The sequence below is a fragment of the Streptomyces sp. FXJ1.172 genome (assembly GCF_001636945.3).
Taxonomy (GTDB): domain Bacteria; phylum Actinomycetota; class Actinomycetes; order Streptomycetales; family Streptomycetaceae; genus Streptomyces.
Genome location: NZ_CP119133.2, coordinates 7,127,358 through 7,151,401, shown reverse-complemented (window position 1 = coordinate 7,151,401; position 24,044 = coordinate 7,127,358). Strand labels below are relative to the sequence as shown.

Here is a 24,044-nt window from a genome sequence, read left to right as displayed (position 1 = left end):
CTGCCTGCTGACGGGGATCAGCGGAAGGCGTCGAGCCCGGTGAGCGCCTTGCCCAGCACGAGCTGGTGCATCTCGACGGTGCCCTCGTAGGTGAGCACCGACTCGAGGTTGGTCGCGTGCCGCATCACGGGGTACTCGAGGGAGATCCCGTTGGCACCGAGGATCGTCCGCGCCGTACGGCAGATCTCGATGGCCTCGCGGACGTTGTTGAGCTTGCCGAAGCTGACCTGCTCGGGGCGCAGGCGGCCGGCGTCCATCCGCCGCCCGAGATGGTGGGCGAGCAGGATTCCCTTGTGCAGTTCCACCGCCATGTCGGCGAGCTTGGCCTGGGTGAGCTGGAAGCCGCCGATGGGCCGCCCGAACTGCTCACGCGACTTGGCGTAGTCGAGGGCCGTCTCGAAGCTGCTGCGAGCCGCGCCCATCGCACCCCAGACGATGCCGTAGCGGGCGTGGGACAGACAGCTGAGCGGGCCGCGCAAGCCGGTGACCTCCGGGAGTACGGCGTTTGCGGGCAGCCGTACGTCGTCCAGGACCAGTTCGCTGGTGACCGAGGCGCGCAGCGACCACTTGTGCTTGATCTCGGGCGCCGAGAAGCCGGGGCTGCCGGCCGGGACGACGAAGCCGCGGATGCCGTCCTCGGTCTGCGCCCAGACGACGGCCACCCCGGCGACGGAGCCGTTGGTGATCCACATCTTGCGCCCGTTGAGCACCCAGTCTCCCCCGGCGTCGCGCTTGGCGTGGGTGCGCATGGCGGCTGGGTCGGAGCCGTGGTCGGGTTCGGTGAGACCGAAGCAGCCGATCACCTCGCCGGCCGCCATGCGGGGCAGCCACTGCTGCTTGTGCTCCTCGCTGCCGAACCGGTGGATCGCGTACATCGCGAGCGAGCCCTGCACGGAGACCAGGGAGCGGATACCGGAGTCGGCCGCCTCCAGTTCCAGGCAGGCCAGGCCGTACTGCACGGCCGTCGCGCCCGCGCAGCCGTACCCGGTCAGGGACATGCCGAGGGCGCCGATGGAGCCGAGTTCGCGCGCGAGTTCCCGGATGCCGGGCAGCTCGCCCTTCTCGTACCAGTCGGCGACGTACGGCAGCACGCGGTCGGCGGCCCAGCTGCGGACCGTGTCCCGGACGGCCAGGTCTTCCGGTTCCAGCAGGTCGTCGATCCCGAGCGGGTCGGCGGGATCGAAGGCGGGCAACTTCGAGGACGCGGACATGAGACACCCTCCGGCACAGAAAACTAGCAGCGCTAGTCACATTTTGCCGCCGACGTTACGGCGCACCGCCTCGCACGTCCAGTACGTCCGGTGCGTCGGTCAGGACGTGCGGGACGTCAGGCCGAGACGCGGGACTCCGCCACTTCCCTCGGTGCGGGCAGTTCCACGGCCGCCGTGGACTGCGGGCAGTGCATGATCCGCGGCAGCCGCAGCGCCATCACCGCGCCCAGCAGCAACAGCCCGGCGCTCACCAGCAGCGTCACATGCAGTCCGTGCACGAAGGAGTCGCGCGCGGCCCGGCGCAGCGCGGCCCCGGCGCCGCCGCCGAGCCGTCCGGCGATGTCGTAGGCCTCGCCGAGCGAGTGCCCGGCCGCGTCCGACGTGTGCTGTGACACACCCGGCACCGAGCGCAGGCCCGGCGCGTAGGCCGCGTTCATCACACTGCCGAGCAGCGCGATCCCGATGCCGGCCCCGAGCTGGTACGACGTCTCGCCGATCGCCGCCGCGCCGCCGGCCCGGTCCGCCGGGCACTCGCTGAGCATCGACTCGTACGCCCCGAAGAGCGTGGTCTCCAGGCCGAAGCCGAGCAGCAGGAATCCGCAGAGCAGCAGGGGCGCGTTGTCGGTGGCGCCCATCGCGGTGAGCGTCAGGACGGCGGTGGCGGTCAGCAGGAACCCGGCGCACACCATCCGGCGTGGCCCGAAGCGGCGCAGCATCCGGGCACCCGCCAGGCCCGACGCCATCGCCGCGACGGTCAGCGGCAGCAGCCTGAGGCCGGTCTGCAGCGGCGACAGTCCGAGCACCAGCTGCAGATACTGCGCGGCGATCAGCTCCAGGCCGACCAGCGCGAGCATCGCCAGCACGATGCAGCCCACCGAGGTGCTGAAGGCGGGCCGGCGGAACGTCCGCAGGTCCACCAGCGGATGCGGCAGCCGCCGCTGGCGCCGTACGAAGAAGAGGAGGAGAACCGCGCCGACCAGCAGCGGCAGCACGGTGAAGGCACTGGCCGGCGCCTCCCCCCCGCCCAGCCGCTTCACGCCGAGGACGACACCGAACAGACCGCCGGCCGCCATCAGGGCGCTGGTCACGTCCCAGGGGCCGCTCTGCTCCCCCCGGGACTCGGGCAGCAGGGTCCGGCCGACCGGCAGGCTGACCAGCATCAGCGGGATGTTGACCAGGAAGACCGCGCCCCACCAGAAGTGCTCCAGCAGAAAGCCGCCTAGCAGCGGGCCGACCGCCGCCCCGACGGCGGCGACCGCGCTCCAGATGCCGATGGCGAGCGCGCGCTCGCGCCGGTTTGGGAAGACCTGACGCAGGATCGACAGGGTGGCGGGCATGATCATCGCGCCGCCGACGCCGAGCAGCGCCCGGGCCAGGATGAGTATCTCGGCGCTCTGCGCGAAGGCGGCCACGCCGGAGGCGACACCGAAGAGACCGTAGCCGAGCAGCAGGACGCGCCTGCGGCCGATCCGGTCGCCGAGGGTGCCGAAGAGGATCAGCAGCGAGGCGCAGACCAGCGGATAGACGTCGACGATCCAGAGCAGCTCTATGGCGCCCGGCCTGAGGTCCTCGGTGACGGCGGGGACCGCCACGTGCAGCACGGTCGCGTCGAGGGCGACGAGCAGCAGGCTGACGCAGAGGACGACGAGGACGACCCAGCGGTTGGCACCGGCTCCGGCCGCCCGAGGGCGCGGGCGCACGGCAGCCGTGGTCGTCCCGGACATGCACGTACCTCCCAGCTGATCCCTCGCGTGCGGCGGACCGACGGGGTGGGGACTTCCCTGTCGTACGACCGGAGAGGAGCGGTGTCTCCGGCCCGCTCGAACCCACGCGGGTGACTCGTCAGCGTACGCGAGTTCACCACGGGGGCACGTGGCGGACCTCTCACACGCCTGACCGAACCCGTGTGGCGTACCCCACTTCGCCCCCTCTTGACCACGGTCCGGGGACGGGTTCGGTTCCCCGCCCGGTCGATAATCGAGCCCGTGACCGATCTTGAAGCGCGCGTGACCCCGCCCCGCGCCCCTGTATTGCGCCGGGCGGCCCCGGCCCTGCTGGGCTATGCCGTGGTGCGCGCCCTGGGGCTGGTGGTACTGGCGGTGTGGAGCGCCGCGCGCGGCAAGAGCGCGCACACCCTGCTGACCGCACGCTGGGACGCCCTCTGGTACACCCGGGTCGCCGAGCTGGGCTACGGCTACCAGGTGCGGCTGCCGAACGGCGACGTGCACTCCAATCTGGCGTTCTTCCCGCTGCTGCCGTGGCTGGAGCGGCTGTTGCACGCACTGATGCCGCTGTCGTACGCGGACGCGGGTCTCGTCATCAGCCTGCTCGCCTCGCTGGCTGCGGCCTGCGGGATCTTCGCGGTCGCGGACCGGGTGTACGGCCCCCGGGCCGGGGCCTGCGCGGTGCTGCTGTGGGCCGCGCTGCCCGTGGGGATCGTGCAGTCGATGGCGTACAGCGAGTCGTTGTTCACCGCGCTGGCGGCCTGGTCGCTGTACGCGCTGCTGACCGGGCGCTGGGTGAGCGCCGGTGCGCTCGCGGCCCTGGCCGGGCTGACCCGGCCGGTGGGGGCGGCGGTGGTCGCGGCGGTGTGGGTCGCGGGGGTGTTGTCGTTCAGAGGCGACCGCGGTGCGCACGGCGCACAGGCTCCCGCCCGGCGGCGCGCCCTCGGCATGCTGCTCGCTCCGCTCGGCGCCGCCGGTTACGTCCTGTGGGTCGGGCACCGCACCGGCAGGGGCCCGCTCGGTTATCTGGACGTCCAGGCCGGCTGGCGCAACGGGTTCGACGGCGGCTACGCCTTCGCGCGTTTCGTGGCCGACAAGTTCACGTCATTTCCGTCCGCGCTCGCCGGCGTCGGCCTGATCGTCGGGGTCGCGTTGCTGCTGTGGCTCTACGTCACCGGCGTACGCCAGCGTCAGCCCGTCGAACTGCTGGTGTACACGGGTGTCGTCCTCGCGCTCGCCCTGTGCGCGTCGAGCTACTTCGGCTCCAAGCCCCGGCTGCTGCTGCCCGCCTTCCCGGTGCTGCTGCCGCTCGCCCGCGCCCTCGCCCGGCTGCACACCTCGCGCTTCGTGCTGGTCACGGCGGGGTTGACGGCCGTCTCGGCGGTCTACGGGGCGTTCTGGCTGAACGGCTCCGGCCCACCATGATCGACTTCTACGGGCGGTGACGCCGCGGGTAATTCCGCGCCAGGGCCGGGTTAACGCATTCATAAGCGCCATATAAACAACACCCGGCATGATCAAAGGAATTGAAGTCAGTCGCGTCAGCGGATTGTGGAATCCCCGGAATTCGAGCGGTCCTTGAGAGGTTTGCCACATCACATCGTCATCACAAAGCCGCAGTTTCGACGGGGACCACAGCTCACCCGCTGTAACGTCGATTGGGTGCGTACCGAACGAAACCTCACCCGGCGTCTGGACCGGGTGTTCGCCAGACTCGACCGTGAGCCGGAACGACCGGCCCACATCGATGTGCCGAAGATGAGCCGGCACCGGGTCGTGCTGTTCACGGCGACCCTGGCTTTCTATGTGGCGATCGTGTGGGCCATCGTGATCACGTCCTGGCTGGTCCGGCTCGACTGGCAGGTCATGTTCTTCCGGCCGTACCAGCAGTGGCCCCAGATCCACGCCTTCCTCGACTACTACGTGGTGCTCGGCCAGCGCGGCCCCACCGCCGTGATGGTCGCGGCCTGGCTCGGCTGGCGCTCCTGGCGGCAGCACACGCTCCGCCCGCTGCTGACCCTGGGCGCCTCGTTGCTGCTGCTGAACATCACGGTCGGCGCCGCCAAGTACGGGATGGGGCGGCTCGGTCCGCACTACGCGACCGTGATCGGCTCGAACGAGATGGGCCTGGGCGGCGATATATTCCCCAGCGGCCACACCGCCAACGCGGTCGTGACCTGGGGAATCCTGGCGTATCTGGCCTCCACCCCGCGAGCCCGCCGCTGGCTGTCGGCCCTGTCGGCGATCACCGCGCTCGGCGTCGGCCTCACCACCGTCTACCTCGGTACGCACTGGCTGAGCGACGTGCTGCTGGGCTGGGCCGCGGGCCTGCTGATCCTGCTCGCCCTGCCCTGGTTCGAGCCGTTGATCGCCAGGACCGAGGACTGGCTGTTCGACCTGCGCGACCGCTGGCGGGCCCGCCGCAGCCGTCCCGCGGCCGAACCGGCCCTCCCCCCGGTCACCCCCGTGGTGCTCAAGCCGCGCAGCGCCCCGCCGGCCGAGCAGCCGTCCCCGGCGCGCGAGCCGGTCGCCTCGACCCGCGCCTCCCGGGGCCTGGCGCACCTGGCCCCGGGGCCGCACACGACGCGTTCGGAGCGCACTCCGGTCACCCCGGTGGGCAGCCGCCGCCCGCCGCACACCGACCACCGCGTCCCGCGCGGCACGTCCCAGCCGGCCCGCCCGCTCACGGGCGGCTGACGGCCGCTTCGGCGGCGGGGTCCGGTACGCACACACCCGCCCCGCCTCCGGCGCGGCAAGGGCCCCGCCTCCCTCTCCGGGAGCGGGGCCCCTTTGGCGTCCCGTGCCGTACAACGGAGGCGTTCAGCCCTTCCAGGCGCGGGCCACCAGGCCCTCGCGCACCTCGAAGTTCAGCCGCCCCGCCCGGTACTCCATGGTGATGATCGCGCCCGGCGGCAGCGACCGTACCGTCGACCACCCCCGCTGCCGGGCGAGCCGCTCGGCCTGCGCGGCATCGAGGCCGACGTACCCGTCCGGACTGTCCTGGGGCTCCGCTGGCGGAGTGGGAATCGGTGCCATGTCACCAAGCTAGCAAGGTAAGAAGAACATCAGTCCTGGGTCACACTTCTGTCACAGGTTCGCGGCCCGCGTTTCCTTCGCACTGACATCAACTACTCCCCACCGGGCATCACACGTACGGGGGTTTCCGTACGGCCCGCCGGGACAATCGAACGGAATTCACGCCTCACGCGGGGCCGCTTCGAATTGCCCGGCGGAAAGCGACCCGGCAGGGACCGGAGCGCGTCGGGGGCGGCATTCCCCGTGCAATCCCTCGCGGTACCCGGACATCTGACACCGCATGGGAATTTCACGGGTTCCTCACACACCGCCGGACGCGGGACAGCCACTGCCCTGGGTGGGCAGCGGCTGTCCCGCGGGTGCTCGGCGCTCAGAGTGCCAGGCGCTGGCCGGGCACGATCAGGTTCGGGTCGCCGCCGACGACCTTCTTGTTGGCGGCGTAGATCCGCTGCCAGGTGGTCCCGTGCCGGGCGGCGATCGCGCTCAGCGTGTCGCCCTCGCGGACGACGTAGTCACGGTCACCGGGGGCGGCGCTGCGACCGGTGGACGCCTGCGGGGTCTGCGCCGCCGCGGACGCGGCCGGGGCGGACCGGGCCGGGGCGGACTTCGTCGTCACGCCCTTCGGGTCGGCCGTACCGGAGGAACTCGTGCGGTCGGCCGCGGGAGCCGCGCCAGAGGCTCCGGCGCTGCCCGAGCAGACGGGCCAGGCGCCCCAGCCCTGGGCCTGCTGGACCTTGGTGGCGACGGCGATCTGAGCGCTCCTGGAGGCCTGGTCGGCCGTCGGGGCGTAGGCGGTGCCGCCGTACGCGCGCCAGGTCGAGGCGGAGAACTGGAGCCCGCCGTAGTAGCCGTTGCCGGTGTTGATGTGCCAGTTGCCGCCGCTCTCGCACGCCGCGATGCGGTCCCACACCCCGTTGTCCGCCGCCGCGGCGTTGCCGGTCGCGGCCAGCAGCCCCAGCGGTGCGAGCAGCGCGGCCGAGGCGAGCGCGGCCGTCGTACGGCCCCTGCGGGTGCCGTCGTGACGGGCGGTGTTGCGGGTGGTATCGGCACACTCGGACATGTAATTCCCTCTCCACGAACCCGGATCCCCCAGGCGGAACACGTCTCGCCGCGCATGGACGCGGCTCCTCGCGCCCGCCCCGTCCGCCGTGTCCGGTGCCGGCGATCGTGCTGCCGGTGCCGGGCGGTGGACGTACCCGAGCGGTGCTCGTTGCACACGGCGGAGGAATGTAGGGAGGGTGACCTGCTGGAATCAACCAACTCCCCGTCCTTCCAGGCCAGTTGGCCGTTACCGCCGGTAGCGACAATTTTCAGCCACCCACTACATCCGCCGATTTCCCTATATGTCGACCAACGGCCGAGGTGATCTGTGATTCACTTCACCCGTTCAAGCTCCTTGACTGGCCGGGGAGTTGACGATGAGTGGCCGATTCCGCACGCCTGGTGACTGTGTGCGGCGGTTGGTGCGAACCGGTTCCTGTCGGGGCGTGACTCCCACCACAGGACGTCCGTTGTCTTCTTCATGAGCCCGGACACCCGGGGCTCATCGGCCGGGAGCCACCCGGCCGACCCAGCACAGCATCCCGAGGGAGCCACCGTGCCGCGCATGCTCGACGTCAGTGACGAGGTACGCGCCGAGATCGGCGACGAAGAAGCCGACCGGCTGCTCGCCGACGAGAACACCCCGGGCAGTTACGACTGCACCTCCTGCCGCACTCCGGGCGACTCCGGACAGGAGCGCACCAGCACCGTCCTGTTCGTCGGCGACGAGACCGCCGTCCTCGCCTTCGCCCACGCCAGCTGCCTGCCCTCGCAGGTCGTCCAGGTCACCGAGGAGCAGCTCCAGGGTGCCGTCCGGTCCATCGGCGGCGTCGCTCCCGGCGGTGGCGCCCCCGGCGAGCCGCACAAGTCCGCACCCGAGCAGGCCGTGCTCGGCGTGACCAGCGGACTCGTCCTGATCGAGGGCGAGTTGCACCCCGCGCTGGTCGTCGAGCCGACCACGCCGATCGTGCGTCCCGGCTCCGCGTCGACCGACGACGAATTCCTCCCGCTGCTCATCGAGCAGCGGTTCCTGCCGGTGACCGAGCTGACGTCCGTGCCGCCGGTGCTGCACGGCTGGTCGGTGCTGCTCGCCATGGGCCAGCTGCACGCGGTGCTCCAGCCGGGGGTGAACGGGGGCCAGCCGGTGGCCTGGTGGCAGGCGCACCAGCCGCTCCAGGTGACCGACAGCTGGCGGGCCGCCGCGAACAAGCACCAGCAGGTGCTCATGTTCGCGGCACCGGTCGGGTCGATCGGGCGGCAGCCCCGGGAGGATCTGCTGCGGGAGTCCCTCGACAAGGCCGCGGCGCAGGGGAAGCTGGTCGCTGCGGCGCTGCCGCTCGCCGGGACCTGATTCGCCGCCGGGCGGGGAGCTGCTGGGAGTGGTACGGCCGCATCTCTTTGAGGTCCCGGTCGTTTGGACATACGTGCACGCATACGACACTCCTCCCCCACGCCGGTCCGCCTTCGTCTCCGTTCCGTCCGCCCGGTTGGCGCAGGACGGGATCGGTGGGGGCTCGGCCACGCCGATCTACGACATGCTCTACGCGGAATGGGTCAAGACCTTCCGCACACTTCCGGGGGACCGCAGCGGGGAGGAGGGGCTGAGGTTCAGTCCCTTCGGTGAACTCCCGGGCGTCACGGGCTCCTACGGAGGCCACCGGGCGGGATCGTTCAGCAGCTCGTACAGCGCCTACAGTGCCGGGGCCTACAGCGCGCGGCAGCAGTCGCAGTGGCAGCGGATCGGCACCCTGGGGCGGCAGCCGCACGACACCGGGATGCTGCACGTCCCGGCGGCGCTGCCGCCAGGGCCGCGCCAGGGCCTGTGAGGCACGGCAAGGGCGGCCCCTGACCTTCGTGGTCGGGGGCCGCCCTGTGTGCCGCAGCGGTACGGCTTCGTGCCGTGGCGGTACTACTTCTTCTTCGCGCCGCGCTTCTCGCGCACCCGCACCGAGATGTGGATCGGGGTGCCCTCGAAGCCGAACTCCTCGCGCAGCCGGCGCTCGATGAAGCGGCGGTAGCCCGCCTCGATGAAGCCCGAGGCGAACAGGACGAAGCGCGGGGGCTTGGTGCCGGCCTGCGTGCCGAACAGGATGCGCGGCTGCTTGCCGCCACGGATCGGGTGCGGGTGGGCCGAGACCAGCTCGCCGAGGAAGGCGTTGAGGCGGCCGGTGGGGACCCGGGTCTCCCAGCCGGCGAGGGCGGTCTCGATCGCCGGGACCAGCTTCTCCATGTGACGGCCGGTGCGCGCCGAGACGTTCACGCGCGGAGCCCAGGCGACCTGGCCCAGCTCCGTCTCGATCTCCCGCTCCAGGTAGTAGCGGCGCTCCTCGTCCAGGGTGTCCCACTTGTTGTAGGCGAGGACCAGGGCGCGGCCCGCCTCGACGGCCATGGTGACGATCCGCTGGTCCTGCACCGAGATGCTGTCGGCGGCGTCGATGAGGACGACCGCGACCTCGGCCTTCTCCACGGCGGCGGCCGTGCGCAGGGAGGCGTAGTAGTCGGCGCCCTGCTGGAGGTGGACGCGCTTGCGGATACCGGCGGTGTCCACGAACTTCCAGGTCTTGCCGCCCAGTTCGATCATCTCGTCGACCGGGTCGCGGGTGGTGCCCGCCAGCTCGTTGACGACGACGCGCTCCTCGCCGGCCACCTTGTTCAGCAGCGAGGACTTGCCGACGTTCGGGCGGCCGATGAGCGCGATGCGGCGCGGGCCGCCGATCGCGGTGCCGAAGGTCTGCTCGGGCGCCTCGGGCAGCGCCTCCAGGACGGCGTCCAGCATGTCGCCGGTGCCGCGGCCGTGCAGGGCGGAGACGGGGTGCGGCTCGCCGAGGCCCAGGTTCCACAGGTACGCGGCGTCGGCCTCGCCGCTCGGACCATCGACCTTGTTGGCGCACAGCACCACCGGCTTGCCGGCCTTGCGCAGCAGCCGGACGACCGCCTCGTCGGTGTCGGTCGCGCCGACCTTGGCGTCCACGACGAAGACGACCGCGTCGGCCGCCTCGATCGCGTACTCGGCCTGGGCGGCCACGGAGGCGTCGATGCCGAGGACGTCCTGCTCCCAGCCGCCGGTGTCGACGACCTTGAAGCGCCGGCCGGCCCACTCGGCCTCGTAGGTGACGCGGTCGCGGGTGACACCGGGCTTGTCCTCGACCACGGCCTCGCGGCGGCCGATGATCCGGTTCACCAGGGTCGACTTGCCGACATTGGGGCGGCCGACGACGGCGAGCACGGGCAGCGGGCCGTGGCCCGCCGCCTCGATGGCGCCCTCGACGTCCGCGAGGTCGAAGCCCTCTTCCGCGGCGAGCTCCATGAACTCCGCGTACTCGGCGTCGCCGAGAGCCCCGTGGTCGTACTCGTGCGCGGCGTCGTACGCGTCCGAGCCGTCGGGCTGGATGTCGTCGTTCATGAAGTCCGTACCTCGTCGTTCATTCGTGGTGATCGGTGGAAAAGCCCCGCATGGGCTGATCCACTACTCAAGTGTCGCCTAGCGCCCGGTCAGGCGCCTGGCGTTTTCCAGGTGGCTGGTGAGCTGCTTCTGGATGCGCTCGGTCGCCTCGTCCAGCGCCCTGCGCGTACGCCGCCCGGAGCTGTCGCCCGCGTCGAAGGGGTCGCCGAAGACGACGTCGACGCGGGAGCGCAGCGGGGGCAGCGCCTTTATCAACCGCCCGGGCTCCTCCGCGCTTCCCAGTACGGCGATGGGCACGATCGGCGCCCCGCTGCGGACGGCGAAGTAGGCGAGCCCGGAGCGCAGGGAGGCGAAGTCGCCCTCGCCCCGGGTGCCCTCCGGGAAGATGCCCAGCACGCCGCCGGCCTCCAGCACACCGAGCGCCCGGGTGATGGCGGTGCGGTCGGCGGTGGTGCGGTCCACCTTCAGCTGGCCGATGCCGGTCAGGAAGGAACCCAGGGGGCCGACGAACGCCTCCTGCTTGATCAGGAAGTGCGTGGGCCGGGGTGCCACGCCCATGACCATCGGGCCGTCGATGTTGTGGGAGTGGTTCACCGCGAAGATCACCGGGCCGGTGGCCGGCACCTTCCAGGCGCCGAGCACCCGCGGCTTCCACAGCCCGTACATCAGGCCGACGCCGATGCGCCGCCCGACCTCGGCGCCCTTCGCGGAGGGCTCGGACAGCTGGGTCACTTCCCGGCCCGCTTCTCCTCGACCAGGGTGACGACGCACTCGATGACCTGGGCGAGGGTCAGCTCGGTGGTGTCCACCTCGACCGCGTCGTCCGCCTTGGCGAGCGGCGAGGTCTTGCGGGAGGAGTCGGCCGCGTCCCGCTTGATCAGCGCCTCGCGGGTGGCGTGGACGTCGGCGCCCTTCAGCTCGCCGCTGCGGCGGGCCGCGCGGGCCTCCGGGGAGGCGGTGAGGAAGATCTTCAGGTCGGCGTCCGGGAGGACGGTCGTACCGATGTCACGGCCCTCGACCACGATGCCCGGCTCCGCGCCGGCGGCGATCGAGCGCTGCAGCTCGGTGATCAGGGTGCGCACCTCGGGCACCGCGCTGACGGCGCTGACCTTGGAGGTGACCTCCTGGGTGCGGATGGGGCCGGCCACGTCCACGCCGTCGACCGTGATGGTCGGCTTGTCCGGGTCGGTGCCGGAGACGATCTCCGGCTTGCCGGCCACGGCGGCGATGGCGGTCGGGTCCTCCAGGTCGATGCCGTTGGTCACCATCCACCAGGTGATCGCCCGGTACTGGGCGCCGGTGTCCAGGTAGCTCAGACCGAGCTGCGCGGCCACGGCCTTCGACGTGCTCGACTTGCCCGTGCCGGAGGGGCCGTCGATCGCGACGATCACGGGCTTGGCGGTCGGGGCGGCGCCGTTTTCCACGGAGGGACACCTTCCTGGTGCGGTGTGGGCGGGGTGCGGGGAGCAGGAGCGCCCTGCACAAGGTTACTGGGTGCGGGTCACTCGTCCGGACGCGTGCGCACCCGCCCGTACCGGGAGCCCTACTGCCGCAGCGCCCAGCCCTGCTCCCGCAGCGCCTTCGTCAGCACCCCCGCCGCCTTCGGCTCGACGGAGAGCTGCACCAGACCCGCCTGCTGTCCGGTCGCGTGCTCGATGCGGACGTCCTCGATGTTGACCCCGGCCCGGCCCGCGTCGGCGAAGATGCGGGCCAGCTGGCCGGGCTGGTCGTCGATGAGGACGACGACGGTCTCGTACGCGCGCGGCGCGCTGCCGTGCTTGCCGGGCACCCGCACCTGGCCGGCGTTGCCGCGGCGCAGCACGCCCTCGATGCCGGTGGTGCCCTCGTGCCGCTTGGCCTCGTCGGAGGACTGCAGGGCGCGCAGGGCCCGCACGGTGTCGTCGAGGTCGGCGGAGACGTCGGAGAGCAGGTCGGCGACCGGGCCGGGGTTCGCGGACAGGATGTCGATCCACATGCGCGGGTCGGAGGCGGCGATCCGGGTCACGTCCCGGATGCCCTGTCCGCACAGCCGTACGGCGGCCTCCTCGGCGTGCTCCAGGCGTGCGGCGACCATGCTGGACACCAGGTGGGGCATGTGGGAGACGAGGGCCACGGCCCGGTCGTGGGCGTCGGCGTCCATGACGACCGGTACGGCCCGGCAGTACGAGACCAGCTCCAGGGCGAGGTTCAGCACCTCGGTGTCGGTGTCCCGGGTCGGGGTGAGCACCCAGGGGCGGCCCTCGAAGAGATCGGCGGTCGCGGCCAGCGGGCCGGACTTCTCACGGCCGGACATGGGGTGGGTGCCGAGGTACCTCGACATCACGGACGGGTCCAGGCCGAGCGCCTCCAGCTCGCGGCGCGGGCCGCCCTTGACGCTGGCGACGTCGACGTAGCCGCGGGCCGCACCGCGGCGCATGGCGTCGGCGAGCACGCCGGCCACGTGCGCGGGCGGGGCGGCGACGATCGCGAGGTCGACCGGGCCCTCGGGCGTCTCGTCGGTGCCGGCGCCCAGCGCGGCGGCCGTGCGGGCCTGCTCGGGGTCGTGGTCGGCGAGGTGGACGGTGACACCGCGCTGGACGAGGGTCAGGGCGGCGGAGGTACCGATCAGGCCGGTGCCGATGACGAGTGCCGTTCTCACTGGGCGATGTCCTTGCGCAGGGCGGCCGCGGCGCCCAGGTAGACGTGGTTGATGCCGGCGCGGGGCTTGTCGGACTCGATGTGGGCGAGGATGCGCACGACCCGGGGCATGGCGCCCGCTATGTCCAGTTCCTGGGCGCAGATCAGGGGGACGTCGACGATGCCGAGCTTGCGGGCGGCCGCCGCCGGGAAGTCGCTGTGCAGATCGGGGGTGGCCGTGAACCAGATGCTGATGAGGTCGTCGGCGGTCAGCCCGTTGCGCTCCAGCACGGCGGTGAGCAGCGCTCCGACCTGCTCGTCCATGTGCCCGGCCTCGTCCCGCTCCAGTTGGACGGCCCCACGGACCGCTCGTACCGCCACGGCGCTGCTCCTTGCTGACGTGCGGATCTGTTGTTGGTCCGTCCAGCGTAGTCAGCCCGTGCGGGCCGGGCGCGCGACGCCCGATCGCTGAGACGATGCCAGGCATCCGGTATTCACCGATTTCGACGTCTGTACGGAGGGTGGCATGACCGAGGGTGCGAAGCGGCGCACGGTTCTGGTGACGGGGGCGGCGGTGCTGACCGTGCCCCTCGTGGCCTGCGGCGGCGGCAGCGGCGCCAAGAGCGGCGGGCAGGCCCTGGGGGACACCAGCGAGATCCCGGAGGGCGGCGGCAAGGTCTTCAAGGAACAGAAGGTCGTCGTCACGCAGCCGTCCAAGGGCGACTTCAAGGCCTTCTCCGCGATCTGCACGCACGAGGGCTGCACGGTGAGCCGGGTCGCGGACGGCACCATCGACTGCCCTTGCCACGGCAGCAAGTTCCACATCGCCGACGGCGCGGTGGCCCATGGCCCCGCGGCGCGGCCGCTGCCCGCGAAGTCGATCACGGTGAAGGGAAATTCGATCCGTCTGGCCTGAGGTGCCCGCGTACGCTCCGGGCATGCAGCCCGACGACCTGGTGCGCGAGCACACGATCTACGCCTGTGTCATGGGTTCAAGAGCGTTCGGCCTGGCCACGGACACGAGCGACACCGACCGGCGGGGGGTGTTCCTCGCCCCCACTCCCCTGTTCTGGCGGTTCGACAAGCCGCCGACGCATGTGGAGGGGCCGGGCGAGGAGCAGTTCTCCTGGGAGCTGGAGCGGTTCTGCGAGCTGGCGCTGCGCGGCAACCCGAACATCCTGGAGTGTCTGCACTCCCCGCTGGTGGAGCACGTGGACGACACCGGCCGGGAGCTGCTGTCCCTGCGCGGCGCCTTCCTCTCCCGCCGCAGCTACGGCACCTTCACCCGCTACGCCCTCGGCCAGCGCAAGAAGCTCGACGCCGATGTCCGTACGACGGGCGCCCCGCGCTGGAAGCACGCCATGCACCTGCTGCGGCTGCTGATGAGCGCCCGTGACCTGCTGCGCACCGGCGAGCTGCGCATCGACGTCGGCGACCAGCGCGAGCCGCTGCTCGCGGTGAAGCGCGGCGAGGTCCCCTGGCCCGAGGTCCAGGCGTGGATGGCCGGGCTGGGGGCGCAGACGGAGCAGGCCCTGCACCGCAGCCCGCTCCCGCCGGAGCCGGATCACGCGCGCGTGGCCGACTTCCTGTTCCGGGTGCGCCGGCGGTCAGTCCTGCAGGCGTGTCCGGACCACGAAGTCGTGCAGGGCGTCGTACGCGGCAGGGGCGTCGGGGAGGGCTGAGGCGGCCTGGGCCTCGTCGAGCACGGCGTGCAGCCGCTCCACGTCGGCCTCCACGCGCGCGTGCCCGACGCCGGCCTTCCCGTGCTCCCGTTCCGCCTTGGCGGCTATCAGCTCCGGCAGATAGCCGGGGGCGTCGACCTCGTCCAGCAGGGTGGGCAGATGGGCCTGGACCTCGCCGCTGCGCATGAGGTGGATGCCGGTGAGCAGCACGCGGAACGTGTAGAGCAGCGGCTTGAGTTCGCCGGTCTTCTCGAACAGCCGCCACTGGGTCACCGCGAAGCCCCGGTAGTGGTGGGCGTGGTGGCTGGTGAGGACGCCGGGCGCCAGCGCGGCCAGCTCCCGGTGGGCGTCGCCGGTGTGCACGACCAGGGGCGAGAGCAGCTGCTCCAGCACATAGCCGTTGCGGCGGAGCATCAGCCGTGCGAACTTGCGCAGGTCGTGGGTGACGAGGTCCAGCTCGACGCCGAACCGCACCCAGGCCCGCGAACGGGTCTCCTCCGGCTCGCGCAGTCCGACGAGGTCGGCGGCGGGCAGCAGATGCACACCGCGCAGGTCCACGTCGGAGTCCTGCGAGGGGAAGCCGTACAGATGGGCTCCGGAGACGGTCGCGAACAGCAGCGGGTCGGGCTGTTCCGCGACCACGGGCGCGAGGTCGAGGTCTTCGATCATGGGCCCAAGCGTCCCAGAGCGCTCCCGGCGCCAAAAGGTCCCATCTCCCTTTGCCGCCACCATGGCGGCAAAGGGAGATGGTGATCACAGCAAGGCGTTCTAGAGGTCGACTTCCTTCATCAGCATCCCGACCTCGGTGTTGGACAGGCGCCGCAGCCAGCCCGACTTCTGGTCGCCCAGGGTGATCGGGCCGAAGGAGGTGCGCACCAGCTTCTCGACCGGGAAGCCCGCCTCGGCGAGCATGCGGCGGACGATGTGCTTGCGGCCCTCGTGCAGGGTCACCTCGACCAGGTAGTTCTTGCCGGTCTGCTCCACCACCCGGAAGTGGTCCGCGCGCGCGTAGCCGTCCTCCAGCTGGATGCCGTCCTTCAGGCGCTTGCCCAGGTCACGCGGGATCGGGCCCACGATCGCGGCGAGGTAGGTCTTCTTCACGCCGTACTTGGGGTGGGTGAGGCGGTGCGCCAGCTCCCCGTGGTTGGTGAGCAGGATGACACCCTCGGTCTCGGTGTCCAGCCGGCCGACGTGGAAGAGCCGTGTCTCACGGTTGGTGACGTAGTCACCGAGGCACTGCCGGCCCTCGGGGTCCTCCATGGTGGAGACGACACCGGCGGGCTTGTTCAGCGAGAAGAACTGGTACGACTGCGTCGCCACCGTCAGGCCGTCGACCTTGACCTCGTCCTTCTCCGGGTCGACCCGGCGGCCCTGCTCGAGGACGATCTCGCCGTTCACCTCCACCCGCGCCTGCTCGATCAGCTCCTCGCAGGCCCGCCGCGAGCCGTAGCCGGCCCGCGCGAGGACCTTCTGCAGCCGCTCGCCCTCCTGCTCGGCACCCGGGAAGGTCTTGGGGAGCTTGATGTCCTTCTTGCCGGCGTAGCGCTCCCGGTTGCGCTCCTCGACCCGCGTCTCGTACTCGCGGGAGCGCGCGGGGGCCGTACGGCCGCCCTGCTGGGGCTTCTTCGGGCCGCCCTTCGCGCCGCCACGGGCCGCACCGCCGCGCCCGGACTTGGGGCCGTCCTGGGTGGCGCCGGGGCCCACGTCGTAGCGGCGCTCCTCGGGGCGGGGCTTGCGGGGACGGCCCTGCCCCTGCCGCTCGTCCCGGTTGTTGCCGGCGCCGCGGTAGTTACCCCGCCCGCCACTCTTGCCGCTGCCGCTGCTTCGCATCAAAGTTCCGTCTTAGTCGTCTGCGTCCTCTACGCCGGGCGCGTCGGGCGCGTCCGGGTCGAACGACGGGACCCCCTCCTGAGTCTCGGCCTCGATCGCCTCCGCCTCCGGGAGGAAGGGCGCGAGTTCCGGAAGCTCGTCCAGGCCGCGCAGGCCCATCCGCTCCAGGAAGTAGTTCGTCGTCCTGTACAGGATCGCACCTGTTTCGGGTTCCGCGCCCGCCTCCTCGACCAGACCGCGCTGGAGCAGGGTGCGCATCACGCCGTCACAGTTGACCCCGCGCACGGCGGAGACCCGGCTGCGGCTGACCGGCTGGCGGTAGGCGACGACCGCGAGCGTCTCCAGTGCCGCCTGGGTGAGCCGGGCGGTCTGCCCGTCCAGGACGAGCCTCTCGACGGCCGGCGCGTATTCCGCGCGCGTGGAGAAACGCCAGCCGCCTGCGACGTAGCGCAGCTCGAAGCCGCGGCCCTGGACCGCGTACTCGTCGGCCAGCTCCCGCAGCGCGTCGGCGATCTGCCGTCTCGGCCGCTCCAGCAGCTTCGCCAGGTGCTCCTCGGCCGCCGGCTCGTCCACGACCATGAGCATCGCCTCCAGGGCGGGCTTGAGGTCGAGGCCGGCGACGGCCCGCAGCTCGTCCGGCACCTCGGTGGTCCGCTCGCTCACGGCTTCTTCTCCTCCTTGGGCGGCTCGGGCGGCTCGGGCGGCCGGTCGAACTCGTCGGTGACCATCGGTGCCGTGTCGGTGTCCCCGCCGGTCCAGCGCACCAGCAGCTCCCCGAGCGCGGCCTCCTGCTCCAGGGCGACGGCCTTCTCCCGGTACAGCTCCAGCAGGGCGAGGAACCGGGCCACCACGGTGAGCGTGTCGTCGGTGTCCTCGACCAGGGCCCGGAAGCTGGCCTCGCCCAGCTCCTTGAGCCGGGCCACCACGATCCCGGCCTGCTCCTGCACGCTGACGAGCGGGGCGTGGATGTGGTCGACGTACACCTGCGGCTTGGGCCTCGGCTGCATGGCCTTGACCGCGAGCTTGGCGAAGCCCTCGGGGCCGATGCTGATGACGACCTCGGGCAGCAGCTCGGCGTACTGGGGCTCCAGGCCGACGGTACGGGGATGGCGGCGGGCCTCTTCCTCCAGGCGGGCGTTGAAGATGTCCGCGATCTGCTTGTACGCGCGGTACTGCAGCAGCCGCGCGAACAGCAGGTCCCGGGCCTCGAGCAGCGCGAGGTCGGCCTCGTCCTCGACCTCGGCGGCGGGCAGCAGCCGGGCCGCCTTCAGATCGAGCAGGGTGGCGGCCACGACGAGGAACTCCGTCGTCTGGTCCAGGTCCCAGTCGGGTCCCATGGCCCGGATGTGCGCCATGAACTCGTCGGTGACCTTCGACAGGGCGACCTCGGTGACGTCCAGCTTGTGCTTGGAGATCAGCTGGAGGAGCAGGTCGAAGGGGCCCTCGAAATTCGAGAGACGGACTTTGAAGACACCGTCACGGACTCCTCCGGACTCGGGGACGGGGCCTTCGGGTCCGGACCCGGGGACAGGGCCTTCGGGTCCGGACTCGGGGACGGGCTCGGGCTCTTCGGGTCCGGGTCCCGATGCGGGCTCGAGGTCTCCGGGTCCGGGACCCGGCGCGGACTCGAGGTCTCCGGGCCCGGGACCCGATGCGGACTCCGGCTCTCCGGATCCGGGTTCCGGGCGCGGTGCCGGGACGGCCTCGGGCTGGGTCCCGGACCGGGCGCCGGGCCGGACCTCGGGCCGGACCTCGGGGTCGGGTGCCTCCGGTTCCGGAGGCGGTACGGCCCCCGGGCCGCGCCCCAGCGCACGCCGACGCCCCGGAGCCGGGCCGGAAGCGGGGGCAGGAACGTCGGACGAGGTCATAGCCCCCGCAGGCTACCCCTACCGTCCCCGCAGCCGTCGTACGAGGATGCTCGCGTCCCCGCGGGACTCCAGGTCGGCCAGGACCACGGCCACCGCCTCGCGCACGATGCGCCCGCGGTCCACCGCCAGCCCGTGCTCGCCCCGGAGCACCAGACGCGCGTGCTCCAGGTCCATCAGTTCCTCGGCGGACACATACACCGTGATCTTCTCGTCGTGCCGCTCGCGCCCGCTGGGCCGCCGGTTCGCCGCCCGCCCCCGCTTGCGCGGCTGCGCGGCGGCACCGGAGCCGTCCTGTGCCGCCTGCCGTCGAGCCGGACGGGTGCGGGACTCGCCGGCCTCGGCCTGCTCGGCCTCGGCCGCGACATGCTCCGCGCCCTCTCCGTCGCCGCCCTGGACGGGCACCGACTGCGGTGCGTCCTCGGCGGCGGCCACGTCGTCGCTCTCCCCCGCGGGAGCCGGCACCCGGGCCTCACCGTTGGCCCCGCGGCGGGGAGTCGACGGCTGAAGCGCCATCCCCCCTGTCGTACGGAAGAGTTCGTCGGCCCCCGGCAGACTCACTCGGCGTGACACCGGGCGAGCACCTCCCTGGCGAGCTGGCGATAGGCGGCGGCACCGACGGAGTTGGAGGCGTAGGTGGTGATGGGCTCACCGGCGACCGTGGTCTCCGGGAAGCGGACCGTACGGCCGATGACCGTGTGGTAGACGTGGTCGTCGAAGGCCTCGACCACGCGGGCCAGGACCTCGCGGCTGTGGACCGTGCGCGAGTCGTACATCGTGGCGAGGATGCCGTCCAGTTCCAGCTCGGGGTTGAGCCGCTCCTGGACCTTCTCGATGGTCTCGGTCAGCAGGGCCACACCGCGCAGCGCGAAGAACTCGCACTCCAGCGGCACGATCACCTTGTGCGCGGCCGTGAGCGCGTTGACGGTGAGCAGGCCGAGCGAGGGCTGGCAGTCGATCACGATGTAGTCGTAGTCGTCCATCAGCGGCTTCAGGGCGCGCTGGAGGGTCGACTCGCGGGCGACCTCGGAGACCAGCTGGACCTCGGCGGCCGACAGGTCGATGTTGGAGGGCAGCAGGTCCATGTTGGGGACCGCCGTCTTCAGCAGGACCTCGTCCGCGGACATGCCCCGCTCCATGAGCAGGTTGTAGACCGTCAGGTCGAGTTCCATCGGGTTGACGCCGAGTCCCACCGACAGCGCGCCCTGCGGGTCGAAGTCCACGAGCAGCACGCGCCGGCCGTACTCCGCGAGCGCGGCACCCAGGTTGATGGTCGACGTCGTCTTGCCGACGCCGCCCTTCTGGTTGCACATCGCGATGATCTTCGCGGGGCCGTGGTCGGTCAGCGGACCGGGGATCGGGAAGTACGGCAGCGGGCGTCCGGTCGGGCCGATGCGCTCGCGGCGCTGGCGGGCCGCGTCGGGCGCGAGCGTGGCCGCGTACTCCGGATCGGGCTCGTACTCGGCGTCGGGGTCGTAGAAGTGCCCCTCGGGCAGTTCGTCGTAGTCGGCGAAGTGGTTGTGGGGCGCGCCACTTCCGTCGCCGGCCATGGCGTTCACGTGATGGCCATCCATGCTCTGGTGTGCTGTCCCGGCCGCCTGCGGACCGGAACTCTGGTGGGCTGCGAAGGTGCGCACAGCTACGGAGCCGACAGCCTCGAATCCCGCGGGGCCCTGGCCCCGTGCGGGCATTCCTGGTTGACCACCCCCGGGAGAAAATGTCGACTCATTCACAAGTCGTCTTACCTCCTTGGTGACCAGGGAACTTCTAGACAAGGTCAGCGTGGCACCATGCCGACGGTTGGCGACTCTATGGCGTGTCGGCGGTCCGCAGCAACACAATCCGCCGGACCCGGCACGATGTGTCGGCAATGAAACATCTCGCTGTCAAGGGCGTACGGCCGTCGCACGGCAGGTTTCACCGGTGTGCGAATCGGTCCAAGCGTTACGTTCGAGGCGAGTTGACCGAGAGTCGCAAAGTGACCATACACACATCCGGCCGGACCTTGTCGGGCAAGGTCCGGCCGGGTGCGCGCCGTTGACGTGACGTGTTGACGAATCGCCTTTTACCTGCTGGCGACTTAGCGACTCACCAGGTCACGGGGCCGGTCGGGGGTCAGCCGAGCAGCGAGTCCAGCTCGATGTGCTCCAGGCCGTGGGCCTCGGCGACCTCCTTGTAAACGACCTTGCCGTCATGAGTGTTGAGCCCCTTGGCGAGCGCGGCGTCGCGGCGCAGCGCCTCGACCCAGCCGTTGTTGGCCAGCGAGACGATGTACGGCAGCGTGGCGTTGGTGAGGGCGTTGGTGGAGGTGTTCGGCACCGCGCCCGGCATGTTGGCGACGCAGTAGAAGACCGAGTTGTGCACCTTGAAGGTCGGCTCGGCGTGCGTGGTGGGGCGGGAGTCCTCGAAGCAGCCGCCCTGGTCGATCGCGATGTCGACAAGAACACTTCCCGGCTTCATGCGGGACACCAGCTCGTTGGTGACGAGCTTCGGGGCCTTGGCGCCCGGGATGAGGACGGCACCGATGACGAGGTCGGCCTCCAGGACGGCCTTCTCCAGCTCGAAGGCGTTGGACATGATCGCCTTGACCTTCGTCCCGAAGACCTTGTCGGCCTCGCGCAGCTTGTTGATGTCGCGGTCGAGCAGGGTGACCTCGAAGCCCATGCCGACGGCGACCTGGGTGGCGTTCCAGCCCGAGACACCGCCGCCGATGACGACGGCCTTCGCCGGGGTCACGCCCGGGACGCCGCCCGGCAGCACACCACGGCCGCCGGCCGGGGCCATCAGGTGGTAGGCGCCGACCTGCGGGGCCAGGCGGCCCGCGACCTCGGACATCGGGGCGAGCAGCGGCAGGGAGCGGTTCGGCAGCTCGACGGTCTCGTAGGCGATGGCCGTGGTGCCGGACTCGATGAGCGCGTCCGTGCACTCCTTGGAGGCGGCCAGGTGCAGGTAGGTGAAGAGGATCTGGTCCTTGCGGAGGCGGTGGTACTCCTCCGCGATGGGCTCCTTGACCTTCAGCAGCAGGTCGGCGGTGGCCCAGACCTCGTCGGCGGTGCCGAGGATCGCGGCGCCGGCGGAGACGTACTCCTCGTCCGTGATCGAGGAGCCGAGGCCGGCGCCCCGCTCGATGACGACCTGGTGGCCGTTGCGCACCAGCTCGTGCACACCGGCGGGGGTGATGGCCACCCGGAACTCGTTGTTCTTGACCTCGCGGGGGATGCCGACCTTCACGTCGATCACGGTCCTTGGCTCAGAGGGTATGGGGGGTGCATTACAAGACATACCCAGGCATGCCGGGGCACACCGGGAGACACCGCAGGAGAACGCGCGGCAGAGCCAGTTTAATGAAGGTGTTCCGCCTGTCTAGCCTTTCATTGCATCAATCTTCGCTGGATGTGCTGCGGATTTCGCAGGCGTTCCTGTCTCGTTCCGACCTTGTGTCGCCTTCCAGGGCCTCCTCACCCAGCATGCGCTCGGCCGCCGTGCGGTGCAGGCGGGCGGCGGCGGGGTCGCCGAGGTGCTCCAGGGTGTCGGCGAGCCTGAGCTGCAGCGCGGCCTGCAACCGGACGTCATCGGCGCGCCGGGCCCACTCCACCGCTTCCTGGCACGTCCGCAGCGATTCCTCGAACCGCCCCGCGTACTCCTGCACCCGGGCCAGCTCGCTCAACGCCCGGGCGTGGGCGGCGACATCGCCGCCCTTGCGGTAGCCGACGACGGCCGCCCGCCAGTTCCTGAGGGCCTCGCCGTAGCGGCCCGCGTAGGTGTGGGCGGTGGCGATCCGGCCGTACAGCCGGGCGGCCTGCTCGCGCTCGCCCCGGGCCAGCCGCTCGGCCAGGGCCCGGCCGAACCAGTCGGCGGCCCGGTCGTAGTCGCCCAGCTCCTGGTACGCGCCGCCTACGGATTCCATCGCGCGGCCGGTCGCGTACGGGTCGTTCGCCCTGCGTCCGGCGGCCAGTGCCGACCGGTACCGGGCCAGCGCGTCCCGGGTACGGCCGGTCTGCGCGTCCACGTCGCCCAGGTTCAGCAGGGCGGCGGCCTGCTCACGGGGCAGTCCGCGCCGCTCGGCGACATCGTGGACGAGGCTGTGCACGCCGTACAGGTCGGCGGCCGCGGCCTGGGTGCCCTCGTGTGCCACCAGGGCCCTGACCAGCTGGGACATCAGCCGCCGGGCGAGCGTGTCCAGCTCGCCGTCGGCCACCGCGAGCCGCGCGGAGGCCAGCAGGGCGGGGCGGCGGACGCGCAGCCAGTCGGCGGCCGCCCTCGGGTTCGGGAAGCGCACCTCGCGGGGCATGGCGTTCAGCTTCTCGCGGGCCTGCGGGCTGTCCGTCTCGGTGATCGCCCGGCAGGCCTGCAGCAGCCGTACCGTCCGCTCCAGCATCCGGGCCCGGGCCAGCTGCAGCTCCGCGGGCCGCTCCTGGCTCTCGGCGAGGGCACGCAGGTGCGGGTGCAGGCAGCCGGGGACCTCGTACTGGGGCAGCGGGGAGCCGGCCGCGCGCAGCAGGCCGAGGGCGACGAAGTCGTCCAGGGTGGCGCGTGCGAAGCCGACCGAGCAGCCCGCGAGCGCGGAGGCGGTGTGCGGGTCGACGAGGCCGGCCGGGGCGAGCGCGAGCAGCCGCAGGATCCTGGCGGCGGGAGCGGACAGGTCGTCGTACACATGCCGGAAGACCCGGGCCGGCGGGGTGCCGTCCGGGCCGTCGTCGGGGGCCGCGTGCAGCCGCTTGGCGAGGTCGGAGACGGCGGCCTTGGGGCGGGCGGCGAGCCAGCCGCCCGCCAGGATCAGCGCGGCCGGGTGGCCCTGGCAGGCCTCGGCCAGACTCTCGGCGGCGCGCGGGTCGACGGTGATGCGCACCGAGCCGGTGTACCGGGTGAGCAGCTCCACCGCGGACTTGGTGTCGAGGCCGCCGACGGTGCAGGGGCGGACGTCCGCGATGCCGGTGAGCGGACCCTTCGAGACGGCCACCGCCAGGCAGTCCGGGGCGTCCGGCAGCAGCGCGTCGACCTGCTCGGCACGGGCCGCGTCGTCCAGGAGCAGCACCGCGCGCCGGCCGGCCAGGGCGGTGCGCAGCGCCTCGGTCAGGTCGTCCTCGGCGGCACCGGCCGGGGCCGGCAGCTCCAGTGCGGTGAGCAGCTCGCGGGCGGTGCGCTCGACCGGGACGGGGGTGCCGTCGGGCTCGCTGAGCCGGGCGCGCAGCACCCCGTCGGGGTAGCGGTGGGCGATCCGTCGCACGAGTGCCTCGGCGAGCGCGGTCCGCCCGGAGCCGGGGCGGCCCGCGATCAGGAGCACGCGCGCGCGGGGTGCCTTGCGGCCGGAGAGGGTGTCCAGGCCGGCGCGCTCGATGTCGGCGCGCAGCTCCTTCAACTCCCTTGTACGGCCCAGGAAATGGTCGTGGGCGACCTCGTGCGCCGACAGTCGCGCCCCGCCTGTGTCCACCACCTGATCCGTCACGGGCCACACTCCCGTCCCACCGCACGCGCAAGCCCGCCGGGTCTTCCGAGACGGGCGTCTCAGAGCCTAGTTCACGCTCTGCGACGTCCTGTGTGGAGCGCGGCGAACGGATCACCTGATCGGATCAGGCGATCGTCACACCACTCGTCACACCACTGGGCCGCACGGGTGCCGACCGGCATTGCTCCGT

General features: G+C 71.7%; 23 protein-coding genes. 6 read left to right on the top strand and 17 right to left on the bottom strand.

Going from position 1 to position 24,044, the window contains the following annotated elements; translation table 11 throughout:
• Positions 1 to 17: 17 nt before the first annotated feature.
• Positions 18 to 1,211 carry an acyl-CoA dehydrogenase family protein gene (locus tag A6P39_RS32145; RefSeq protein WP_067052792.1) on the bottom strand — a complete coding sequence of 398 codons (1,194 nt, stop codon included), beginning with the start codon at positions 1,209 to 1,211 and terminating at the stop codon, positions 18 to 20.
• A 116-nt stretch (positions 1,212 to 1,327) separates the two neighbouring features.
• On the bottom strand, positions 1,328 to 2,935 hold the full coding sequence (locus tag A6P39_RS32140; RefSeq protein WP_067052790.1) for an MFS transporter: 1,608 nt from the start codon (positions 2,933 to 2,935) through the stop codon (positions 1,328 to 1,330).
• A 261-nt stretch (positions 2,936 to 3,196) separates the two neighbouring features.
• Between A6P39_RS32140 and A6P39_RS32135 the strand changes: the two genes are divergently transcribed.
• Together A6P39_RS32135 and A6P39_RS32130 are read left to right on the top strand one after the other, a co-directional pair.
• Positions 3,197 to 4,360 (top strand): glycosyltransferase family 39 protein, encoded by a 1,164-nt coding sequence (locus tag A6P39_RS32135; protein WP_067052788.1) that lies wholly within the window; start codon positions 3,197 to 3,199, stop codon positions 4,358 to 4,360.
• A gap of 237 nt (positions 4,361 to 4,597) precedes the next feature.
• Positions 4,598 to 5,632 carry a phosphatase PAP2 family protein gene (locus A6P39_RS32130; RefSeq protein ID WP_067052786.1) on the top strand — a complete coding sequence of 345 codons (1,035 nt, stop codon included), beginning with the start codon at positions 4,598 to 4,600 and terminating at the stop codon, positions 5,630 to 5,632.
• A 123-nt stretch (positions 5,633 to 5,755) separates the two neighbouring features.
• On the opposite strand, the gene A6P39_RS32125 is transcribed toward A6P39_RS32130, so the two are convergent.
• A complete protein-coding gene (locus tag A6P39_RS32125) occupies positions 5,756 to 5,971 on the bottom strand; it encodes an I78 family peptidase inhibitor (protein WP_067052784.1) in 216 nt (71 codons plus the stop codon).
• A gap of 370 nt (positions 5,972 to 6,341) precedes the next feature.
• A complete protein-coding gene (locus A6P39_RS32120) occupies positions 6,342 to 7,031 on the bottom strand; it encodes a LysM peptidoglycan-binding domain-containing protein (RefSeq protein ID WP_067052782.1) in 690 nt (229 codons plus the stop codon).
• 537 nt (positions 7,032 to 7,568) lie between these two features.
• Between A6P39_RS32120 and A6P39_RS32115 the strand changes: the two genes are divergently transcribed.
• Positions 7,569 to 8,363 (top strand): hypothetical protein, encoded by a 795-nt coding sequence (locus A6P39_RS32115; RefSeq protein ID WP_067052779.1) that lies wholly within the window; start codon positions 7,569 to 7,571, stop codon positions 8,361 to 8,363.
• A gap of 73 nt (positions 8,364 to 8,436) precedes the next feature.
• Positions 8,437 to 8,838, top strand: coding sequence for a hypothetical protein (locus A6P39_RS32110; RefSeq protein ID WP_067052925.1), 402 nt, complete (start codon positions 8,437 to 8,439; stop codon positions 8,836 to 8,838).
• An 83-nt stretch (positions 8,839 to 8,921) separates the two neighbouring features.
• Here the strand turns inward: A6P39_RS32110 and der are convergent, their stop codons facing one another.
• The 5 genes from der to aroH form a co-directional block, all read right to left on the bottom strand.
• Entirely contained in the window at positions 8,922 to 10,415 is a 1,494-nt protein-coding gene (gene der, locus A6P39_RS32105) for a ribosome biogenesis GTPase Der (RefSeq protein ID WP_067052777.1), read from the bottom strand.
• A 78-nt stretch (positions 10,416 to 10,493) separates the two neighbouring features.
• Entirely contained in the window at positions 10,494 to 11,081 is a 588-nt protein-coding gene (locus tag A6P39_RS32100) for a lysophospholipid acyltransferase family protein (RefSeq protein ID WP_234379153.1), read from the bottom strand.
• Between the two features lie 62 nt (positions 11,082 to 11,143).
• Complete coding sequence (gene cmk / locus A6P39_RS32095; RefSeq protein ID WP_067052773.1) at positions 11,144 to 11,839, bottom strand: (d)CMP kinase; 696 nt, start codon at positions 11,837 to 11,839, stop codon at positions 11,144 to 11,146.
• A gap of 119 nt (positions 11,840 to 11,958) precedes the next feature.
• A complete protein-coding gene (locus A6P39_RS32090; protein WP_067052771.1) occupies positions 11,959 to 13,053 on the bottom strand; it encodes a prephenate dehydrogenase in 1,095 nt (364 codons plus the stop codon).
• Positions 13,050 to 13,412 carry a chorismate mutase gene (gene aroH / locus A6P39_RS32085; protein ID WP_067052769.1) on the bottom strand — a complete coding sequence of 121 codons (363 nt, stop codon included), beginning with the start codon at positions 13,410 to 13,412 and terminating at the stop codon, positions 13,050 to 13,052. Before aroH ends, A6P39_RS32090 begins: the two co-directional genes overlap by 4 nt.
• Positions 13,413 to 13,557: 145 nt before the next feature.
• On the opposite strand from aroH, the gene A6P39_RS32080 reads away from it, so the two are divergent.
• Both A6P39_RS32080 and A6P39_RS32075 read left to right on the top strand, forming a co-directional pair.
• Positions 13,558 to 13,947 carry a Rieske (2Fe-2S) protein gene (locus tag A6P39_RS32080; protein ID WP_067052767.1) on the top strand — a complete coding sequence of 130 codons (390 nt, stop codon included), beginning with the start codon at positions 13,558 to 13,560 and terminating at the stop codon, positions 13,945 to 13,947.
• Between the two features lie 22 nt (positions 13,948 to 13,969).
• Positions 13,970 to 14,713, top strand: a complete 744-nt coding sequence (locus A6P39_RS32075) for a nucleotidyltransferase domain-containing protein (protein ID WP_067052922.1) — start codon at positions 13,970 to 13,972, stop codon at positions 14,711 to 14,713.
• Here the strand turns inward: A6P39_RS32075 and A6P39_RS32070 are convergent.
• The 8 genes from A6P39_RS32070 to A6P39_RS32035 all read right to left on the bottom strand — a co-directional run bounded on the left by A6P39_RS32070 (position 14,639) and on the right by A6P39_RS32035 (position 23,854).
• Positions 14,639 to 15,382, bottom strand: a complete 744-nt coding sequence (locus A6P39_RS32070) for a nucleotidyltransferase domain-containing protein (protein WP_067052765.1) — start codon at positions 15,380 to 15,382, stop codon at positions 14,639 to 14,641. The genes A6P39_RS32075 and A6P39_RS32070 overlap by 75 nt on opposite strands.
• 99 nt (positions 15,383 to 15,481) lie before the next feature.
• Positions 15,482 to 16,543, bottom strand: a complete 1,062-nt coding sequence (locus tag A6P39_RS32065) for a pseudouridine synthase (RefSeq protein WP_067052763.1) — start codon at positions 16,541 to 16,543, stop codon at positions 15,482 to 15,484.
• A gap of 12 nt (positions 16,544 to 16,555) precedes the next feature.
• Positions 16,556 to 17,206 (bottom strand): SMC-Scp complex subunit ScpB, encoded by a 651-nt coding sequence (scpB, locus tag A6P39_RS32060; protein WP_067052761.1) that lies wholly within the window; start codon positions 17,204 to 17,206, stop codon positions 16,556 to 16,558.
• Complete coding sequence (locus A6P39_RS32055) at positions 17,203 to 18,411, bottom strand: segregation and condensation protein A (RefSeq protein ID WP_067052759.1); 1,209 nt, start codon at positions 18,409 to 18,411, stop codon at positions 17,203 to 17,205. The genes scpB and A6P39_RS32055 overlap by 4 nt, the downstream gene beginning before the upstream one ends.
• 18 nt (positions 18,412 to 18,429) lie before the next feature.
• On the bottom strand, positions 18,430 to 18,981 hold the full coding sequence (locus A6P39_RS32050; RefSeq protein ID WP_079133691.1) for a hypothetical protein: 552 nt from the start codon (positions 18,979 to 18,981) through the stop codon (positions 18,430 to 18,432).
• Positions 18,966 to 20,099, bottom strand: coding sequence for a ParA family protein (locus A6P39_RS32045; protein ID WP_079133690.1), 1,134 nt, complete (start codon positions 20,097 to 20,099; stop codon positions 18,966 to 18,968). Before A6P39_RS32045 ends, A6P39_RS32050 begins: the two co-directional genes overlap by 16 nt.
• A gap of 424 nt (positions 20,100 to 20,523) precedes the next feature.
• Positions 20,524 to 21,639: an alanine dehydrogenase gene (gene ald, locus A6P39_RS32040; RefSeq protein WP_159396163.1), complete on the bottom strand. Its 1,116-nt coding sequence runs from the start codon at positions 21,637 to 21,639 to the stop codon at positions 20,524 to 20,526.
• A 148-nt stretch (positions 21,640 to 21,787) separates the two neighbouring features.
• Positions 21,788 to 23,854: a tetratricopeptide repeat protein gene (locus A6P39_RS32035; RefSeq protein WP_067052754.1), complete on the bottom strand. Its 2,067-nt coding sequence runs from the start codon at positions 23,852 to 23,854 to the stop codon at positions 21,788 to 21,790.
• Positions 23,855 to 24,044: the final 190 nt, after the last annotated feature.

Excerpts from the sequence above, each read along its gene's own strand:
- A6P39_RS32145 (WP_067052792.1), bottom strand. The coding sequence starts at position 1,211 with ATGTCCGCGTCCTCGAAGTTGCCCGCCTTCGATCCCGCCGACCCGCTC.
- A6P39_RS32140 (WP_067052790.1), bottom strand. The coding sequence starts at position 2,935 with ATGTCCGGGACGACCACGGCTGCCGTGCGCCCGCGCCCTCGGGCGGCC.
- A6P39_RS32125 (WP_067052784.1), bottom strand. The coding sequence starts at position 5,971 with ATGGCACCGATTCCCACTCCGCCAGCGGAGCCCCAGGACAGTCCGGAC.
- A6P39_RS32120 (WP_067052782.1), bottom strand. The coding sequence starts at position 7,031 with ATGTCCGAGTGTGCCGATACCACCCGCAACACCGCCCGTCACGACGGC.
- der (WP_067052777.1), bottom strand. The coding sequence starts at position 10,415 with ATGAACGACGACATCCAGCCCGACGGCTCGGACGCGTACGACGCCGCG.
- A6P39_RS32100 (WP_234379153.1), bottom strand. The coding sequence starts at position 11,081 with ATGTACGGGCTGTGGAAGCCGCGGGTGCTCGGCGCCTGGAAGGTGCCG.
- A6P39_RS32080 (WP_067052767.1), top strand. The coding sequence starts at position 13,558 with ATGACCGAGGGTGCGAAGCGGCGCACGGTTCTGGTGACGGGGGCGGCG.
- A6P39_RS32075 (WP_067052922.1), top strand. The coding sequence starts at position 13,970 with ATGCAGCCCGACGACCTGGTGCGCGAGCACACGATCTACGCCTGTGTC.
- A6P39_RS32070 (WP_067052765.1), bottom strand. The coding sequence starts at position 15,382 with ATGATCGAAGACCTCGACCTCGCGCCCGTGGTCGCGGAACAGCCCGAC.
- A6P39_RS32065 (WP_067052763.1), bottom strand. The coding sequence starts at position 16,543 with ATGCGAAGCAGCGGCAGCGGCAAGAGTGGCGGGCGGGGTAACTACCGC.
- A6P39_RS32055 (WP_067052759.1), bottom strand. The coding sequence starts at position 18,411 with ATGACCTCGTCCGACGTTCCTGCCCCCGCTTCCGGCCCGGCTCCGGGG.
- A6P39_RS32045 (WP_079133690.1), bottom strand. The coding sequence starts at position 20,099 with ATGCCCGCACGGGGCCAGGGCCCCGCGGGATTCGAGGCTGTCGGCTCC.